Origin of the sequence: Actinacidiphila epipremni (assembly GCF_012034175.1) — a bacterium.
Lineage (GTDB): Bacteria > Actinomycetota > Actinomycetes > Streptomycetales > Streptomycetaceae > Actinacidiphila > Actinacidiphila epipremni.
The window spans coordinates 450070-466326 of record NZ_JAATEJ010000002.1; the positions used below are offsets into that span (position 1 = coordinate 450070).

The 16257-nt window shown below is 73.7% G+C and carries 16 protein-coding genes; 9 read left to right on the forward strand and 7 right to left on the reverse strand.

Going from position 1 to position 16257, the window contains the following annotated elements; all coding sequences use genetic code 11:
* Window positions 1–296 precede the first annotated feature (296 nt).
* A complete protein-coding gene (locus tag HCN08_RS04835) occupies window positions 297–1877 on the reverse strand; it encodes an acyl-CoA mutase large subunit family protein (RefSeq protein ID WP_167981575.1) in 1581 nt (526 codons plus the stop codon).
* Window positions 1878–2077: 200 nt separating this feature from the next.
* On the opposite strand from HCN08_RS04835, the gene HCN08_RS04840 reads away from it, so the two are divergent.
* Window positions 2078–3004 carry a L,D-transpeptidase family protein gene (locus tag HCN08_RS04840; RefSeq protein WP_167981576.1) on the forward strand — a complete coding sequence of 309 codons (927 nt, stop codon included), beginning with the start codon at window positions 2078–2080 and terminating at the stop codon, window positions 3002–3004.
* Window positions 3005–3156: 152 nt separating this feature from the next.
* Here HCN08_RS04840 and HCN08_RS04845 read toward each other — a convergent pair whose 3' ends face one another.
* Together HCN08_RS04845 and HCN08_RS04850 are read right to left on the reverse strand one after the other, a co-directional pair.
* Window positions 3157–4161 carry a hypothetical protein gene (locus HCN08_RS04845; RefSeq protein WP_167981577.1) on the reverse strand — a complete coding sequence of 335 codons (1005 nt, stop codon included), beginning with the start codon at window positions 4159–4161 and terminating at the stop codon, window positions 3157–3159.
* Window positions 4162–4170: 9 nt separating this feature from the next.
* On the reverse strand, window positions 4171–4878 hold the full coding sequence (locus HCN08_RS04850) for an RNA polymerase sigma factor (protein WP_407648668.1): 708 nt from the start codon (window positions 4876–4878) through the stop codon (window positions 4171–4173).
* Window positions 4879–5265: 387 nt separating this feature from the next.
* On the opposite strand from HCN08_RS04850, the gene HCN08_RS04855 reads away from it, so the two are divergent.
* The 5 genes from HCN08_RS04855 to HCN08_RS04875 are packed head-to-tail and all read left to right on the forward strand — an operon-like array spanning window position 5266 to window position 9274.
* A complete protein-coding gene (locus HCN08_RS04855) occupies window positions 5266–5793 on the forward strand; it encodes a 2-oxo-4-hydroxy-4-carboxy-5-ureidoimidazoline decarboxylase (protein WP_407648669.1) in 528 nt (175 codons plus the stop codon).
* Between the two features lie 51 nt (window positions 5794–5844).
* Complete coding sequence (gene sdhC, locus HCN08_RS04860) at window positions 5845–6225, forward strand: succinate dehydrogenase, cytochrome b556 subunit (protein ID WP_167981578.1); 381 nt, start codon at window positions 5845–5847, stop codon at window positions 6223–6225.
* A gap of 3 nt (window positions 6226–6228) precedes the next feature.
* Complete coding sequence (locus HCN08_RS04865) at window positions 6229–6708, forward strand: succinate dehydrogenase hydrophobic membrane anchor subunit (protein WP_167981579.1); 480 nt, start codon at window positions 6229–6231, stop codon at window positions 6706–6708.
* Window positions 6709–6737: 29 nt separating this feature from the next.
* Window positions 6738–8495 carry a succinate dehydrogenase flavoprotein subunit gene (gene sdhA / locus HCN08_RS04870; RefSeq protein ID WP_167981580.1) on the forward strand — a complete coding sequence of 586 codons (1758 nt, stop codon included), beginning with the start codon at window positions 6738–6740 and terminating at the stop codon, window positions 8493–8495.
* On the forward strand, window positions 8495–9274 hold the full coding sequence (locus HCN08_RS04875) for a succinate dehydrogenase iron-sulfur subunit (RefSeq protein ID WP_167981581.1): 780 nt from the start codon (window positions 8495–8497) through the stop codon (window positions 9272–9274). The genes sdhA and HCN08_RS04875 overlap by 1 nt, the downstream gene beginning before the upstream one ends.
* A gap of 139 nt (window positions 9275–9413) precedes the next feature.
* Here the strand turns inward: HCN08_RS04875 and HCN08_RS04880 are convergent, their stop codons facing one another.
* Window positions 9414–9806, reverse strand: a complete 393-nt coding sequence (locus HCN08_RS04880; RefSeq protein WP_167981582.1) for a hypothetical protein — start codon at window positions 9804–9806, stop codon at window positions 9414–9416.
* Between the two features lie 197 nt (window positions 9807–10003).
* On the opposite strand from HCN08_RS04880, the gene HCN08_RS04885 reads away from it, so the two are divergent.
* From HCN08_RS04885 to HCN08_RS36050, 3 genes are all read left to right on the forward strand, one after another.
* A complete protein-coding gene (locus HCN08_RS04885) occupies window positions 10004–10747 on the forward strand; it encodes an acyl-CoA-like ligand-binding transcription factor (protein WP_167981583.1) in 744 nt (247 codons plus the stop codon).
* Window positions 10748–10819: 72 nt separating this feature from the next.
* On the forward strand, window positions 10820–12547 hold the full coding sequence (locus HCN08_RS04890; protein WP_167981584.1) for an FAD-dependent monooxygenase: 1728 nt from the start codon (window positions 10820–10822) through the stop codon (window positions 12545–12547).
* A gap of 85 nt (window positions 12548–12632) precedes the next feature.
* Window positions 12633–14747 carry a DUF4132 domain-containing protein gene (locus HCN08_RS36050; RefSeq protein WP_167981585.1) on the forward strand — a complete coding sequence of 705 codons (2115 nt, stop codon included), beginning with the start codon at window positions 12633–12635 and terminating at the stop codon, window positions 14745–14747.
* Window positions 14748–14750: 3 nt separating this feature from the next.
* On the opposite strand, the gene HCN08_RS04900 is transcribed toward HCN08_RS36050, so the two are convergent.
* From HCN08_RS04900 to HCN08_RS04910, 3 genes are all read right to left on the reverse strand, one after another.
* A complete protein-coding gene (locus tag HCN08_RS04900; protein WP_167981586.1) occupies window positions 14751–15023 on the reverse strand; it encodes a GlsB/YeaQ/YmgE family stress response membrane protein in 273 nt (90 codons plus the stop codon).
* 83 nt (window positions 15024–15106) lie between these two features.
* Window positions 15107–15295: a DUF4236 domain-containing protein gene (locus HCN08_RS04905; protein WP_167981587.1), complete on the reverse strand. Its 189-nt coding sequence runs from the start codon at window positions 15293–15295 to the stop codon at window positions 15107–15109.
* 105 nt (window positions 15296–15400) lie between these two features.
* A complete protein-coding gene (locus tag HCN08_RS04910) occupies window positions 15401–16255 on the reverse strand; it encodes a carboxymuconolactone decarboxylase family protein (RefSeq protein WP_167981588.1) in 855 nt (284 codons plus the stop codon).
* Window positions 16256–16257 lie beyond the last annotated feature (2 nt).

Genomic DNA, 16257 nt, shown 5'->3' on the forward strand with positions numbered 1-16257 from the left:
ACCCACCACCGACCGGTGGCCCGGACCGAACCGAACAGCCCCCTTGGGACGGTGACGACCTGCAGGCCGCATACGGCTGGTCGCGCAGTTCCCCGCGCCCCTGGTTTGCCGGCGTCCGGCGCAGACGTAGACCCCGGGCGGTCGCGCCCACGCGGCGCCAGCCGCACAACAAACACAGCCCCGCGCCCCTGGTTTGCCGGCGTCCGGCGCAGGCGCAGACCCCGGGCGGTCGCGCCCACGCGGCGGCAGCCGCAAGCCAAGGCCCGGCGGGGCAAGGCTCTGGCGCTGGCGCGAGGTCAGAATGTGTCGGAGGGGGTGTAGGTGCCCCAGACGTCGCGGAGGGCGTTGCAGACCTCGCCCACGGTGGCTCGCGCGCGCAGCGCGTCGCGCATGGGGTAGAGGACATTCCCCGGGCCGGAGGCCGCTGCGCGGAGGGCGGCGAGGGCCGCGGCGACCGCCGCGGGGTCGCGGGCGGCTCGCAGGGACGTGAGCCGCGCGGCCTGGCGGGACTCGATCGCCGGGTCGACCCGCAGCGGCTCGTACGGCTCCTCCTCGTCGAGCTTGAAGCGGTTGACGCCCACCACCACCCGCTCCCCCGCATCCGTCTCAAGAGCGATCCGGTACGCGTTCCGCTCGATCTCCGACTTCTGAAAGCCCCGCTCGATCGCCGCGACCGCCCCGCCGAGCTCCTCCACCCTCGCCATCAGGCCGAGCGCCGCCGCCTCCACGTCGTCCGTCATCCGCTCCACCACGTAGGACCCCGCGAAGGGGTCCACCGTCGCCGTGACGTCCGTCTCGTACGCGAGCACCTGCTGCGTGCGCAGCGCGAGCCGCGCCGACTTGTCGGTGGGCAGCGCGATCGCCTCGTCGAAGGAGTTCGTGTGCAGCGACTGCGTCCCGCCGAGCACCGCCGCAAGCCCCTGCACCGCGACCCGTACGAGGTTGACCTCCGGCTGCTGCGCGGTGAGCTGCACCCCCGCCGTCTGGGTATGGAAGCGCAGCATCCACGACTTGGGGTTCCGCGCCCCGAACTCCTCCCGCATCACCCGCGCCCAGATCCGCCGGGCCGCCCGGAACTTCGCGACCTCCTCCAGGATCGTGGTGCGCGAGACGAAGAAGAACGACAGCCGCGGCGCGAAGTCGTCCACGTCCATCCCGGCGGCGACCGCCGTCCGGACGTACTCGATGCCGTCGGCGAGCGTGAACGCGATCTCCTGCGCGGGCGACGCCCCCGCCTCGGCCATGTGGTAGCCGGAGATCGAGATCGTGTTCCACCTGGGGATCTCCGCCTTGCAGTAGGCGAAGGTGTCCGCGACGAGCCGCAGCGACGGCTTGGGCGGGAAGATGTACGTGCCCCGCGCGATGTACTCCTTGAGCACGTCGTTCTGGATCGTCCCGGTCAGCTTGTCGGCGGACACCCCCTGCTCCTCGGCGACGAGCTGGTAGAGCAGCAGCAGAAGCGCGGCGGGCGCGTTGATCGTCATCGACGTGGACACCTGGTCCAGCGGGATGCCGTCGAAGAGCACCTTCATGTCCTCGACGGAGTCGATCGCGACCCCGACCTTGCCGACCTCCCCGTGCGCGAGCGGCGCGTCGGAGTCGTGGCCCATCTGGGTGGGCAGGTCGAACGCGACGGACAGCCCCGTCGTGCCGTTGGCGATGAGCTGCTTGTAGCGCGCGTTGGACTCCGACGCGGTGCCGAAGCCGGCGTACTGCCGCATCGTCCAGGGCCGTCCGGTGTACATCGTGGGGTAGACCCCGCGGGTGTACGGGTACCCGCCGGGCTCTCCGAGCTTGTCCGCCGGGTCCCATCCGGCCAGCGTCTCCGGGCCGTAGACGGGTTCGATCGGCAGGCCGCTCTCCGACTCGCGCGTCATGCTGCACGCCTCCGCTGCGCTGGTGCTGCTCACGTGAAGTTACGGCCACGTACTGTAGCGGCGCCTTTGTGCAGCGTGCAGCCCCGCGGGCTGGGACCTTCCTCACAGTACGGAGTCCTCGTCCCGGGGTGTCGCAACCGCGCGGGCCGGAAACGTGTCTATGCGGGCACAGCGGCCGACCGAGGGGGATAAAGAGGGCAATGTCCACAGGCAGAGGCAGAAGCAGAAGAAGACAGCGGGCGACGGTGGCGGTGGCCGGTGCGGCGCTGGCCGCCGCGGTACTCGCCGCGTGCGGGCCGGGCGACGACACCGCCGGGGACTCCAAGGCCCCGGCGGCGACGACGCAGGCCACGACCGCCGCCCCCACCACCGACCCGGCCACGACCGACCCGGCGACGACCACGCCGGCGCCGACCACCCCGGCCACCACCGCCGCGCCCTCCCCCTCGGCGACACCGACGACACCGGCGACGACCAAGCCGCCCGCCAAGCCCGCGGCCCTGATGACGATGGGCCAGACCAGCGCCCAGGTGCGTGAACTCCAGGCCCGCCTCGGCCAGTTGCACCTGTTCTCGCGCAACCCCACGGGCTACTACGGCACGGTGACGCAGAACGCGGTGAGCGACTTCCAGGAGCGGCACGGCCTGACCTCGACCGGCACCGTCACGCAGACCACCTGGTCAAAGCTGAAGTCGCTCACGCACACCCCGACGCACAAGGAGCTCTACCCGCCGATCCCGGCCAACGCGCCCGGCAAGCTGGACTCCCGCTGCCTGACCGGCCGCGCGCTGTGCATCAGCAAGACCACCCGCACGCTGTCCTGGGTCATCGACGGCAAGGTCCAGGCGACGATGGACGTCCGGTTCGGCTCGCAGTACACGCCGACCCGCGAGGGCCTCTTCCATGTGAACTCCAAGAGCCGCGACCACGTCTCGACGATCTACCACACGGCGATGCCGTACGCGATGTTCTTCAGCGGCGGCCAGGCCGTGCACTACTCCTCGGACTTCGCCGCCCGGGGATACGCGGGCGCCTCGCACGGCTGCGTCAACGTCCGCGACAAAGCCGCGATCGAGCGGCTCTTCGACCAGGTGAAGGTCGGCGACAAGGTCGTCGTCTACTGGTGAGCCGCCCGTACGGGTGACGAGGAGCGCGGCCGGGCAGGGGGAATTGCGCCCGGCCGCGCTCCGTGTCAAACCCCGGTACGGGGAGAACCGGGGTCATCGGGGCCGATGACCAGTCGGCCTTACTCCCTACAGCGCACGGGCCGTCGGAAGTGTCACCTGCCGGGCGGGCGGGACAGGGAGCGGTGCCCGGGGCGGGTGTGCCGCGGGCCGCGGTCGTCCCTGCCGTCCCGGCCCTCCTTGGCCTCGCGCCCGTCATGCCCCTCGTAACCCTCGTACCCCTCGTACCCCTCGTGCCCGCCGTCCCTGACGTCCTTGCCGCCGTCGCCGTGCTCGGCGCCGGTCCGGCCCGCCCCCGTGCCGGGCGGGCAGGACCGGTCCGCCACGGCGCGGCAGCCGCGCGGGCGGTGGCCGTCGGCGTGCCGGTCCCGGTGCGGGCCGCCGGGCGCGGGCGCCGGCCGGGCGCTGCGGGCCGGCGGCCCCGCGGTCCAGGGCCCGGCCCGGCCGCCGTCCGGGGACACCGCCGCGGGCGGCCGGGTCTGGAGTGGCCCGGTGCCGGCCCCGCCGCCGGGCGACAGCGACCGCGCGGCTGCGGCCATGCCGACCGCCACCCCGCCGAGCGCGAGCGCCGAGACCACCGCCGCCGCCATCAACCGCGGCCGGCGCACCGCCAACGCGGCCCGCAACGCCGCGAACCGCCCACCGCCCGCGCCCGCGCCTGCGCCCGCGCCCGCCGTACCCGGCCGGCCCCCGGCCTTCCGCAGCCCGCTCCCGGCGGGCAGCCCCCGCGGCCCCCCGCCCCGGGCCGCCGGCTGCCCGCCCCGCGCACGCCCCTGCGCGGCGGTGCGGAAGGCGGCCAGCGCCGCCGCCTCGCGCGCCGGGTCCAGCGTCGTACGGACCTCGCGGGCCGCGCTGAGCAGCCGTACCAGGCGGTCGGCCGGCACGGTCGGCGGCGGGCCCGCGGCGCCGCCGGCCAGCAGCGCCTCGGCCGTGGCCGCGTCGGGCCAGCCGGACATACCGCCGCGCGGCGCCCGGCGGTCGGCGCGTACGAGGCGGGTCGCCGCCGGGTGGCGGGGCGTACGCCGGACGGGGCGGGTGCGGGGCGACCCCGCGGAGGACAGGCCCGTGGATGCGGTCTCGCGTCGCGTGTTGTCGCTCATCCCACTCCCTCACAGCGCCTTGGACGCGGAATAGGTCACATCCGCGTGCCGCCGGTCCGCCGACCGCTGCCCGGGCACCGGCCGCGGTCCCGCCGCGTCCTGCCCGCCGCCCTCGCCGCCCTCCTGCTCCTGGTAACCGTTGCCGTCGTCCGCCAGGATCTCGGCGAGCCGGCGCAGTCCGCGGTGAGTGGCCATTCTCACCGATCCGGCGCGCTTGCCGAGCACTCTTGCCGCACTGGTTGAATCGAGTCCCATCACCACCCGCAGAAGCACCGCTTCCGCCTGCTCCCGCGGCAGTGCCGCGATCGCCGCGAGCGCCCGGTCGGTGGCGACCGCGTCGAGCGCCTCACCGGCGGTGTCCGCCCGGTCCGGCAGCTGCACCAGGTCGTCCACGCCGCCGCCCGCGACCGGGCGGCGGCTGCGCGCCCGGATGTGGTCCAGCGCCCTGTTGCGGGCGATCCTGGCCGCCCAGCCGCGGATGGAGCCGCTGCCGCCGCGGTAGTTGGGCAGGTCGCGGGCGATCTGCAGCCATGCCTCCGACGCGACGTCCTCGGCGTCGGCCGGCCCGACCAGGCTGCGCACGTAGCTGAGCAACTGCGGCTGGACGGCGCGGTAGACGGTGCGGAAGGCACCCTCGTCACCTTGCTGCGCCGCGCTGACCGCGGCTTCCAGAGACGACTCGTGCAGTTCCACCTCGGGCCCCACCCCCTCGAACACACGGTCAATCCTGCCTCATGAGGGGCTGTGACACTTTTGCTCTGGGATACGCCGTACAAGTCGGCGGCCGGGGACGCTCCTGTGGGGGGAGGCGGCCCCCGGCCGTCGTCACTCGCGTGCCATCACCCGGGTGCTCTGCGTGCGCCCGCGCGCGCCCCGCCGAGGAGCCTGCCGCCATGCCATGGCGGTCAACCCGGGGTGACCACCCCTTACCGTACGGGTGAACTTCGTTTACGCGCCCGCGGTGTTCGAAGCGGCACCGCATAGAGTGGGGCCATCCCCTCTGACGACTCTGGAGCCACGCTGCTGCCCAGCGCCCCCGACTCCGACGCCGCGCCGTCCCCGCTGGCGCGGTTCAACCAGGCGCCGCCCACCGCCGCCGAGGCAGTGCTGCTGGCCTGCTGCGGCAGCCACCGCTGGGCGCGTCGGGTGGCCGCGCACCGCCCGTATCCGACGGTCGAGGCGCTGCTGGCCGCCGCGGACGAGGCCGCGTACGACCTGACCTCGGGCGATCTCGCCGAGGCGCTCGCCGGTGAGACGCCCGCCGCGCTCGCCGACCGCGGCGGCCTGAGCGTGCACACCGCGCTGCGGGCCGCCCACGCCCACTACGAGTCCCGGTTCGGCCACGCCTTCATCCTCGCCCTCGACGAGGCCACCGCCGCCGACCCGGCCGCCGCGCTCGACCAGACGCTGGCCGCCCTGCGGGAAAGGCTGGGCCACGACGCGGACGAGGAGTCCGCCGTCACCGCCGAGCAGCTGCGCCGGCTGTGCCGGAGCCGGCTGCTCCGCGCGTTCGAGCCGGCGCGTTCACCCGACCGTGCGGGATCGATCACACCTGGCCTACCCCGCGGTACGCAGGCCGTATCGCGTCGCTACGATGGCCGGGGCCGGTGGACCGTACCCGGCCGGGCGTGACCGACAACTGCAGCCGGCACCCCTCGCCCCGCTCCCGGAGGGTATTTTTCCGTGCCGGCTGGAACGCTCTACCGCGGCCGGGAAGGCATGTGGTCGTGGGTGGCTCACCGAGTCACCGGTGTCCTCATCTTCTTCTTCCTGTTCGTCCACGTCCTCGACACCGCGCTGGTCCGGGTCTCCCCCGAGGACTACGACAAGGTCGTCCACACGTACAAGACCCCGATCGTCAGCCTGCTGGAGTACGGCCTGGTCGCCGCGATCCTCTTCCACGCCCTCAACGGCCTGCGGATCATCGCCGTCGACTACTGGACGCAGGGGCCGCGCTACCAGAAGCAGATGCTGTGGACGGTGGTGGGCCTGTGGATCCTGCTGATGCTCGGCGCGATCTACCCGGTCCTGGGCCACGCCGCACGAGTCCTGTGGGGGAACTGAGCCATGTCCACTGACGTCTCCGACGCCGTCGAGCTGACCGGTTCCAGCGTCGCCCCGTACAGCCCGGACAACCCCGCCCCGGTCATCGAGCCGCCGCGGGCCCGTACCAAGCGCACCCCGCGCAGCAGCCGTACCAACTTCGAGCTGTACGGCTGGCTGTTCATGCGGCTGTCCGGTGTCGTGCTCGTCGTGCTGGTCATCGGCCATCTGCTGATCCAGCTGGTGCTGGACGGCGGGGTGCAGAAGGTCGGCTTCGCCTTCGTCGCCGGCCGCTGGTCCTCGCCGTTCTGGCAGTTCTGGGACCTGGCGATGCTGTGGCTGGCCATGCTGCACGGCGGCAACGGCCTGCGCACCGTCATCAACGACTACGCCGAGCAGGCCAACACCCGGGTCTGGCTCAAGACGCTGCTGTTCACCGCCGTGGCGTTCACCATCGCGCTCGGCTCGCTGGTGATCTTCACCTTCGACCCGAACATCCGCTAGGCCAGGGCTGGGACAGGGAAAGCGACCCCATGCAGATCCACAAGTACGACACCGTCATCGTCGGCGCGGGCGGCGCCGGTATGCGCGCCGCCATCGAGGCCACCAAGCGCTCCCGCACCGCCGTCCTGACCAAGCTCTACCCCACCCGCTCCCACACCGGCGCCGCCCAGGGCGGCATGGCCGCGGCCCTGGCCAACGTCGAGGAGGACAACTGGGAGTGGCACACCTTCGACACGATCAAGGGCGGCGACTACCTGGTCGACCAGGACGCCGCCGAGATCCTGGCGAAGGAGGCCATCGACGCGGTCCTGGACCTGGAGAAGATGGGCCTGCCGTTCAACCGGACGCCCGAGGGCCGTATCGACCAGCGGCGCTTCGGCGGCCACACCCGCAACCACGGTGAGGCCGCGGTCCGCCGGGCGTGCTATGCCGCCGACCGCACCGGCCATATGATCCTCCAGACGCTCTACCAGAACTGCGTCAAGGAGGGCGTGGAGTTCTTCAACGAGTTCTACGTCCTGGACCAGCTGCTCACCGAGGTCGACGGCGTCAAGCGGTCGGCGGGCGTGGTCGCGTACGAGCTGGCCACCGGCGAGATCCACGTCTTCCAGGCCAAGGCCGTGATCTACGCCTCCGGCGGCACCGGCAAGTTCTTCAAGGTGACCTCCAACGCCCACACCCTGACCGGTGACGGCCAGGCCGCGGTCTACCGGCGCGGGCTGCCGCTGGAGGACATGGAGTTCTTCCAGTTCCACCCGACGGGCATCTGGCGGATGGGCATCCTGCTCACCGAGGGCGCCCGCGGCGAGGGCGGCATCCTGCGCAACAAGGACGGCGAGCGCTTCATGGAGAAGTACGCGCCCGTCATGAAGGACCTGGCCTCGCGGGACGTCGTCTCCCGGGCGATCTACACCGAGATCCGCGAGGGCCGCGGCTGCGGCCCCGAGGGCGACCACGTCTACCTCGACCTCACCCACCTGCCGCCGGAGCAGCTGGACGCCAAGCTGCCGGACATCACCGAGTTCGCCCGCACGTACCTGGGCATCGAGCCGTACACCGACCCGATCCCGATCCAGCCGACCGCGCACTACGCCATGGGCGGCATCCCCACCAACGTGCAGGGCGAGGTGCTGGCCGACAACACCACCGTCGTCCCCGGCCTCTACGCGGCCGGCGAGGTCGCCTGCGTGTCCGTGCACGGCGCGAACCGGCTGGGCACCAACTCGCTGCTGGACATCAACGTCTTCGGCCGCCGCTCGGGCATCGCCGCCGCCGAGTACGCGCACGCCCACGACTTCGTGCCGCTGCCCGACAACCCGGCCGAGCTGGTCGTCTCGCAGGTCGAGCGGCTGCGCGAGTCCACCGGCACCGAGCGGGTCGCCGACCTGCGGCGCGAGCTGCAGGAGTGCATGGACGCGAACGTCATGGTCTTCCGCACCGAGCAGACCATCAAGACCGCGGTCGAGAAGATCGGCGAGCTGCGCGAGCGCTACCGCAACGTCTCCGTCCAGGACAAGGGCAGGCGGTTCAACACCGACCTGCTGGAGGCCGTGGAGCTGGGCAACCTGCTGGACCTCGCCGAGGTCATGGCCGTCAGCGCGCTGGCCCGCAAGGAGTCCCGCGGCGGCCACTACCGCGAGGACTACCCCAACCGCGACGACGTCAACTTCATGCGGCACACGATGGCGTACCGCGAGGTGGACGAGGCGACCGGCGCCGAGTCGATCCGCCTGGACTACAAGCCGGTCGTGCAGACCCGCTACCAGCCGATGGAGCGTAAGTACTGATGAGCACCCCCACGCTGCAGGGGCACGGTCACTCGTCCGCCCTGGACGCCGCCGAGGCGGGCGCCGCCCACCTGATCACCGTCACGCTGCGGGTCCGCCGCTTCAACCCCGAGGTGTCCGCGGACGCCGAGTGGGTCGACTACCGCATCCCGATCGACCCGAAGGAGCGCGTCCTGGACGCGCTGCACAAGGTCAAGTGGGAGATCGACGGCACGCTGACCTTCCGCCGCTCGTGCGCGCACGGCGTGTGCGGCTCGGACGCCATGCGGATCAACGGGCGCAACCGGCTGGCCTGCAAGACCCTGATCAAGGACATCAACCCCGAGAAGCCCATCACCATCGAGCCCATCAAGGGCCTGACGGTGCTGAAGGACCTCGTGGTCGACATGGACCCGTTCTTCCAGGCGTACCGGGACGTCATGCCGTTCCTGATCACCAAGGGCAACGAGCCCACGCGGGAGCGGCTGCAATCCGCCGAGGACCGGGCGCGCTTCGACGACACCACCAAGTGCATCCTGTGCGCCGCGTGCACCTCGTCCTGCCCGGTGTACTGGAACGACGGGCAGTATTTCGGCCCGGCGGCCATCGTCAACGCGCACCGCTTCATCTTCGACTCGCGTGACGAGGGCGGGGAGCAGCGGCTGGAGATCCTCAACGACAAGGACGGCGTCTGGCGCTGCCGCACCACCTTCAACTGCACGGACGCGTGCCCGCGCGGCATCGAGGTGACGAAGGCGATCGCGGAGGTCAAGCGGGCGCTCATCACGCGCCGCTACTGATTTTCGCCGTACGGATCCTGTCCGTACGGAGGAGGGCGCGGGTCCCGGGGCTTCCGGGGCCGCGCCCTTCGGCGTTTTACGGGGGGGGTGCGGGGGCTCGGGGTGAGTGCGGGGGCCGGGGGTGAGTGCGGGCGGCGGGTCAGCCGCCCACCAGCGGGACGAGTTTGAGGAAGACGACCTCGGTGGTGATCGAGACGTCCACGAGCTCGTCCAGGTCCGTTATCTGCCGGTCGGCGACGAGCAGCAGGAAGCCGTTGCGCCCGAACGCCTCCAGCGCGCGCTCGCACTGCCGCTCGGCGTCCAGCGCCCGCGGCTGCGGCAGCCGCCATCCGTCCGGCGCGCGCTCGGCGCCGGCGGGCTGCACGAGGCCCCGGAAGACCTCGGGGCGCCGGGCGTTGAACCGCGCGACCTCTTCCCGCACCCGGCGCCTGACCAGCTCGCGCGCGGGCACCCGCTCCTCCGCGAACTCCAGCTCCCAGGAGTCGAGCGCGCCGCTTGAGGTCGTCTCGTCGACGAAGGTCACCAATCCCATGGGGCCGAGGGTAGGGGCGGGCACTGACACCGCCGGGGGTGTGCTCGCCGGCTTTGGGCAGTCCGACCGTCGGATGATCTTTCCGGGGAGGCAAAGTTATCCACAGGCTCTTTTTTCCGGTCCGGCAAAAATGCTAGCGTGGAAAGCACGAAGGGACGGGCGGCGCGGTAGCGCGGGAAGGACGAGGGGCGGGGGTCATGGACGAGACGACGGGCGCAGGCGCGGGCGTTGGCGCGGGTCTGGGCGAAGGCGCGGGCGCGAGCGGGGCGGCCGGGGGCGCGGAGGAAGCGCGGCGGGCGGAGGGCCTGCGGGAGCGCAAGAAGCGGCAGACGCGTGCCGCCCTGAGCCATACGACCATCGCGCTGGCGATCCAGCGGGGCTGGTCGAATGTCCGGGTCGAGGACATCGCCGCCGCGGTCAATGTCTCGGAGCGCACCTTCCGCAACTATTTCTCCGGCAAGGCGGAGGCCATCGCCGCGGCCCACTTCGACCGCATGGAGCGCGTCGCCCGTACGGTGAGCGCCCGCCCGGCCGCCGAGCCGCTGTGGGAGGCCATAGGGGCGGCCCTGCGGGTCGAGTTCGCCTCGGAGGATGCCGCGGCGCCGCAGTCCTCCACGCCCGTGCCGGGTCACCGTGAGGCGATCCGGGAGGTGATGACGGAGCCCGCCGTCCAGGCCGAGGTCATGCGCGCCGACCAGCAGGCGCAGGGCGTGCTGGCCAAGGCGATAGGGGCCCGTACGGGCACGGACCCGGCGACGGATCTCTACCCGAAGCTGGTCGCGGCCACGGTGGGCGCCGCGATCGGCGCGGCCTTGACGCACTGGCTGCTGGCCGATCCCCCGGTCCCGCTGGGCCCATTGATAACGGAGGCCCTGGACCACCTGGCGGCGGGCCTGCCCGCCCCGGAGAAGGCGCCGGATTCCACCTCGGCCCAGAGCTGAACGCCGCGGCGCGAGGCCGCGGAACCTGTCGATCAACAACCGTGCACGGAGAGTGGGGAGGAGTGCGTCCAGATGGCTGCACACATTGAGGACGAAACGGACGCGGGCGCGGGTGCGGTCAGCGGCGCGGGTGCCGGCCCGGGCGGCAGCACGGGCGGCAGCTCGGGCGGCAGCTCGGGCGGCAGCGCGGGCGGCAGCGCGGGCGGCAGCACGGGTGCCGGCCCGGACGGCGGTGCGCATGCCGCGACCGCCGACGCCGACGTGGTGATCGTCGGCGGCGGGCCCGCGGGGCTGCTGCTCGCGGCGGAGCTGGGTCTGCTCGGGGTACGCCCGGTCGTGCTGGAGCGGCTGCCGGAGCCCAGCCGCGAGCCAAAGGCGAACGGACTGGTGGGCCAGGTCGTCCCCGCGCTGGACCGGCGCGGTCTGAGCGAGCCCCTGACCGGTGTGCCGGGGCCGCCGCAGCCGAACAGGGCGGGCTTCATGTTCGCCGGGATCCCGCTGAATCTGAGCGTGCTGCCCGAGAGCCCGGTCCACACCGTGGCCGTACCGCAGCACCGCATCGTCGAGGTGCTGGACGCCCGGGCGCGTGCGGCGGGCGCGGAGATACGCGCGGGCCACGAGCTGGTCGGCCTCGTCCGGCAGGACGACGCGGTGGAGCTGAAGGTGTCCGCGCCGCGGGGCGGTTACACCCTGCGGGCCCGCTATGTCGTCGGGGCGGACGGCGCCCACAGCCCGGTCCGCAAGCTCGCCGGCATCGGCTTCCCCGGGGTGACGTACGACCGCTCTGTGGGCCGGCACGCCCATGTGTCGGTCCCGGCGGGCTGGGCGGACGCGTCGGGCCTGCGGGTGCCGGGCTTCGGGACGGTGCCGCCGTTCTTCCCACGGCGGACCCCGCGCGGGGCGTTCACCTGGGCGCCGCTGCCGGGCCGCCCGCCGCTGATCGCGACGACCGAGTGGGAGCCGGTGGAGGGCGACGAGCCGATGAGCCTCGCGGAGATGCGGGCGAGCATAGGCCGGGTGCTGGGGGCGGACGTCCCCGTCGGGGCGCCGGAGGGCGAGGGCCCGTTCGTGCTGCGCCGGCTCAAGGGCGGCAACACGCGGGTGGCCGAGCGGCTGGGCGACGGGCGGCTGTTCCTGGTCGGCGACGCGGCGCACGTCTACGCCTCGGGCGGCGGCCCGGGCCTGAACGCGGGCCTCCAGGACGCGCTCAACCTCGGCTGGAAGCTGGCCGCGCAGCTCGCCGGCACCGCCCCGGAGGGCCTGCTGGCCAGCTATGACACCGAGCGCACCGCCGCCGCCCGCCGCACCCTGGTCTCCGCCCAGGCGCAGTCCGCGCTGCACCAGCCGGGGAGCGATGTGGACGCGCTGCGGGAGCTGATGGCCGAGCTGTTCCAGGACGAGGCGGCCGTCGCCAGGGCCGCCGCGCTGATAGCGGGTTCCGACCTGCGCTACGACATGGGAGGTGCGATCGACCATCCGCTGCTGGGCGCCTTCGCCCCCGACCTCGCGCTGACCACGGCGTCGGGCCCGGTGCGCCTTGCCGAACTGTCCCGTACGGGCCGGCCGTTGCTGCTCGACCTCACCGCGGCGGCGAGCGCGGCGACGCAGGTGCCGGGCTGGTCCGCCCGGGTGGACGTGATACCGGCGAGCCCGCGCCCGCCGGCCGCCGCCCCGCCGTTCACGGCCGCGCTGATCCGCCCGGACGGCTATGTGGCGTGGGCGACCTCGGCCGCCGAGCCGTCCGCGGCGGAGCTGGCGGAGCTGCGGGCGGCGGGGGCCAGGTGGTTCGGGGTGGGCTGAGCGGGCCGGTTGTCAGTGCCGGTGCCTACGCTGCTGGCCGACAGCGTAGGGCGCCCCCGGGGGGCGCGGGCTCAGGGGTGGGGCGATGGCGGTAGTGGCGGCGGTGGAGGATGCGGGTCTGCCCGCGTCGGTGCTGGACGGCGACGACGCGTACGGGCCGCGGATGCGGGCCGAGCATGCGCAGTTGCTGGCGTCGCCCGGGGTGGGCGCGTTGCTGGCGCACTGCGGGACGCTGGGGCAGGTCAGGGCCGGGGTGCGGTGGCGGGCGCAGGCGGCGGAGCTGGTCGCGGCGGCGCCGCGCGGGGCGGAGGCGGTGCGGGAGCTGCTGGCGGGTTTCGCGGCGCAGCCGGAGGGGCGCTTCACCGTCCGGGACGGGGACAGGGAGCCGGTCCGGCAGCGCGGGCTGACGGGCTGGGCGAACACCGCGCTGGTGCGGGGCCTGCTGTGGGCGCTGGCCGATCTGGCGGCGGCGGCCGAGCCCGGCCCGGAGGCGGATCCGGACGGGCCCGGGGTGGCGGCGGTGCGGCTGGCCGGGGCGTGTGCGCGCCATGCCGGTACGGGGCTCGGCGGGCGGGGCGGTGAGGCGCGTACCGGCCAGGTGGCGACGACCGCGGTCGCGGTGCTGGGCAGCTTCGACGGCGACCTGGGCGCGTACGCCGTCACCGAACTGGCGGGGCTGCGGGCGGTGGTGCGCAACCGCACGGTGCTCAAGGCGGCCGAGCGGGCGCAGTTGGAGGTGGCCGGGCGGGCGGGGCTGGTGCCGTCGCAGTTGCGGGAGCGCACGGTGCCGACGGCGGGGCTGGACGCGGAGCACCGGCGGGCGGTGCCGCTGCCGGACGGGTCGACGGCGGTGCTGGCGGTGGACGGCGCGGGTGCGGCGTCGCTGACGTACCGGACGGCGGCGGGCCGGCGGGTCGCGTCGGTCCCGGCGTCGGCGAGGAAGGAGGCGGCGGCCGAGGTCGCCGGGCTGAAGGGAGAGCTGCGGGGGCTGCGCAAGCTGCTGGCGGGCGAGCGGTCCCGGTTGGAGGAGCTGCTGGCGTCGGGCGCGACCTGGAGCGGTGAGCGCTGGCAGCGCCTCTACGCCGACCATCCGCTGGTGGGCGCGCCGGCGACGTCGCTGCTGTGGGAGGTGCGCCCGGCCGGTGGCGGCGCGGGCGAGGCGGCGGAGTCGGCCGGGTGGCGCGCCGGGTTTCCCGAGCGGGCCGGGGCGGGCTGGGTGCTGGCGGCGACCGACGGGACGGCGGCGGCGGTCGGCGCCGGGGACACGGTGCGGTTGTGGCATCCGCTGCGGGCGGAGCCGGAGGAGGTGCAGATGTGGCGGACGGCGGTGGCCGAGCGCGAGCTGCGGCAGCCGTTCAAGCAGGCGTTCCGCGAGGTGTATCCGCTGACGCCGGCGGAGGAGGCGAGCGGCGGGTATTCCAACCGGTTCGCGGCGCATGTGCTGCGCTTCGGGCAGGCCAGGTCGCTGATGGCGGCGCGCGGCTGGTCGGCGTCGCATCTGGGCTTCTGGGACGGGGGTGACGAGGGCGAGGCGATACGGGTGATGCCGGCGGCCGGGCCGGTGGAGTGGCGGGCGCGGTTCGACTACCAGCTGGTGGAGGAGTCGCGGCACACGGTGTACGGGACGGGCGAGCTGTGCTCCAGCAACCGGGTGCGGTTCGAGCGCCGGCCGCTGCGCGGCGGGGGACGCGGGTGGACGCCGGTGGCGCCGGCGCAGGTGCCGCCGCTGGTGCTGAGCGAGGCGCTGCGGGACGTGGACCTGTTCGTCGAGGTGGCGTCGATCGCGGCGGACGAGCAGTGGCGGGACGCGGCGGAGGGGCGGTTGGCCGGCCGGTGGCACGAGGCGGCGTTCGGGCCGCTGCCGCCGTCCGCGGAGGTGCGCAAGGAGGCGCTGGCCCGGCTGCTGCCGCGGACCAGGATCGCCGGCCGGGTGGAGCTGGACGGCCGGTTCCTGCGGGTGCGCGGCGACCGGACGACGTATCGGATCCATCTGGGCTCGGGCAATGTGCTGATGGAGCCGAACGACGCCTATCTGTGCGTCGTGCCGGCGGGGCGGCAGGCGGCGGGCGACCGGGTGTTCCTGCCGTTCGAGGCGGACGGCGGGCTGCTGGCGGTGGTGCTGTCCAAGGCGTTCCTGCTGGCGGACGACGCCCGGATCACCGATCCGTCGATCGTCCGTCAGCTGCCGCCGCTGCCGTGAGGGTCAGCGGCGGTCGCGGGAGTCGCCGAAGAATATGCGGTAGAGGATGAGCAGGACGAGCGAGCCGCCGATCGCGGCGAGCCAGGTCCTGCCGTTGAAGAACTCGTGCGGCACCGGCTTGTCCCAGAGCTTGGTGGACAGCCAGCCGCCGAGGAAGGCGCCGACGATGCCGATGAGGGTGGTGCCGACCAGCCCGCCGGGGTCGCGCCCCGGCAGGATGATCTTGGCGATGGCGCCGGCGAGCAGGCCCAGAACGATCCATCCGATGATGCCCATAGCCGCGTTATGCCCGCCGGGTCCCGTCACACACCTGTTCGGCGATGTGACGGGAGGTCAGCAGCCCCGAACACCCGCGGGGGTCACCTGCTGCGGTCGGTGTGGCGGTAGCCGAAGGGGCCGGGCAGGTCCACCGAGGTGGTGCGCCGGCCGCGGGTGGACCAGGTGCGGTGCGCGCCCTTGCGGCCGATGGTCAGGGACAGCGACTTGCGGTTCACGTTGACCCGCACGCCGGGCAGGATGTGGAAGGACTTGCGGAATGTCACGGGCATGGAACACCTCCGGAAAGCTCGTGGTGGTCGGTCCGTGTGCCCGCGTTCCGGCTTTTCACGGCTGCGCGGAGGGCAGTTGACGCTTTGCCGGCGCCCTCCTGGCTGCTATTCGGCTGCGTTCCCGGCCGCGTCCTGCTCGGCGAAGATCTCGCGGGCGGCGGTGACGGCGTTGAGGGCGGCGGGGAAGCCGGCGTAGCCGGAGAGCTGGGTGAGCAGCGTGACGATCTCCTCGCGGGTGCCGCCGACGTGCAGGAAGGCCCGCAGGTGGACGCGCAGTTGGGGGCCGGCGGTGCCGAGGGCGGTGCACATGGCGATGGTGGCGAGCTCGCGGGTGCGCAGGTCCAGGCCGGTGCGGGCGTAGACGTCGCCGAAGACGTACTCGACGAGGTAGCGCCCGAGGTCGGGGGCGATGCCGGCGAGGGAGTCGACGACCGCGGGCCCGGCGGGGCCGTCCACCGCCCGCAGCAGGTCCAGGCCGCGGGCGTAGCGGTCGCCGCCGGCGGGCTCCTCCGCGATGGCCGTGTCGCCCTCGCCGCCCTCGCCGCCCTCGTCACCGTCGCCCCGCGCGGTGAAGACCTCGCGGGCCGCGGCCAGCGCGTTGAGGGCGGCGGGGAAGCCGGCGTAGACGCTGGTGTGGATGAAGGTCTCGACGATCTCCCGCCGGGTGCAGCCCACGTTGAGCGCGCCGGCGATGTGGAAGCGCAGCTGCGGGGCGGCGTTGCCGAGCGCGGCCAGCGCCGCGATGGTGCCGATCTGGCGCTGCCGCGGGGTCAGGCCGGGCTGGGACCAGATGTCGCCGTAGCCGAATTCGACGGTGAAGCGGGCGAGGTCGGGGGCGGTCTCGGCGACCGGGCCGAGCACCGGGTTGTGCTCGCCGCCGGTGACCAGCCGGAGCGCGGCCAGGCCACGGGTGTAGCGGTCGTCGCTGCCGGATGCGTGAGCTGCGGGTTCGTGCGTCATGT

Coding starts and splice junctions, on each gene's coding strand:
- HCN08_RS04880 (WP_167981582.1), bottom strand. CDS start 9,806: ATGGGATTGGTGACCTTCGTCGACGAGACGACCTCAAGCGGCGCGCTC.
- HCN08_RS04905 (WP_167981587.1), bottom strand. CDS start 15,295: ATGCCCGTGACATTCCGCAAGTCCTTCCACATCCTGCCCGGCGTGCGG.
- HCN08_RS04890 (WP_167981584.1), top strand. CDS start 10,820: ATGGCTGCACACATTGAGGACGAAACGGACGCGGGCGCGGGTGCGGTC.
- HCN08_RS04865 (WP_167981579.1), top strand. CDS start 6,229: ATGTCCACTGACGTCTCCGACGCCGTCGAGCTGACCGGTTCCAGCGTC.
- HCN08_RS36050 (WP_167981585.1), top strand. CDS start 12,633: ATGGCGGTAGTGGCGGCGGTGGAGGATGCGGGTCTGCCCGCGTCGGTG.
- HCN08_RS04885 (WP_167981583.1), top strand. CDS start 10,004: ATGGACGAGACGACGGGCGCAGGCGCGGGCGTTGGCGCGGGTCTGGGC.
- HCN08_RS04845 (WP_167981577.1), bottom strand. CDS start 4,161: ATGAGCGACAACACGCGACGCGAGACCGCATCCACGGGCCTGTCCTCC.
- HCN08_RS04840 (WP_167981576.1), top strand. CDS start 2,078: ATGTCCACAGGCAGAGGCAGAAGCAGAAGAAGACAGCGGGCGACGGTG.
- HCN08_RS04900 (WP_167981586.1), bottom strand. CDS start 15,023: ATGGGCATCATCGGATGGATCGTTCTGGGCCTGCTCGCCGGCGCCATC.
- HCN08_RS04910 (WP_167981588.1), bottom strand. CDS start 16,255: ATGACGCACGAACCCGCAGCTCACGCATCCGGCAGCGACGACCGCTAC.
- sdhA (WP_167981580.1), top strand. CDS start 6,738: ATGCAGATCCACAAGTACGACACCGTCATCGTCGGCGCGGGCGGCGCC.
- HCN08_RS04835 (WP_167981575.1), bottom strand. CDS start 1,877: ATGACGCGCGAGTCGGAGAGCGGCCTGCCGATCGAACCCGTCTACGGC.
- HCN08_RS04875 (WP_167981581.1), top strand. CDS start 8,495: ATGAGCACCCCCACGCTGCAGGGGCACGGTCACTCGTCCGCCCTGGAC.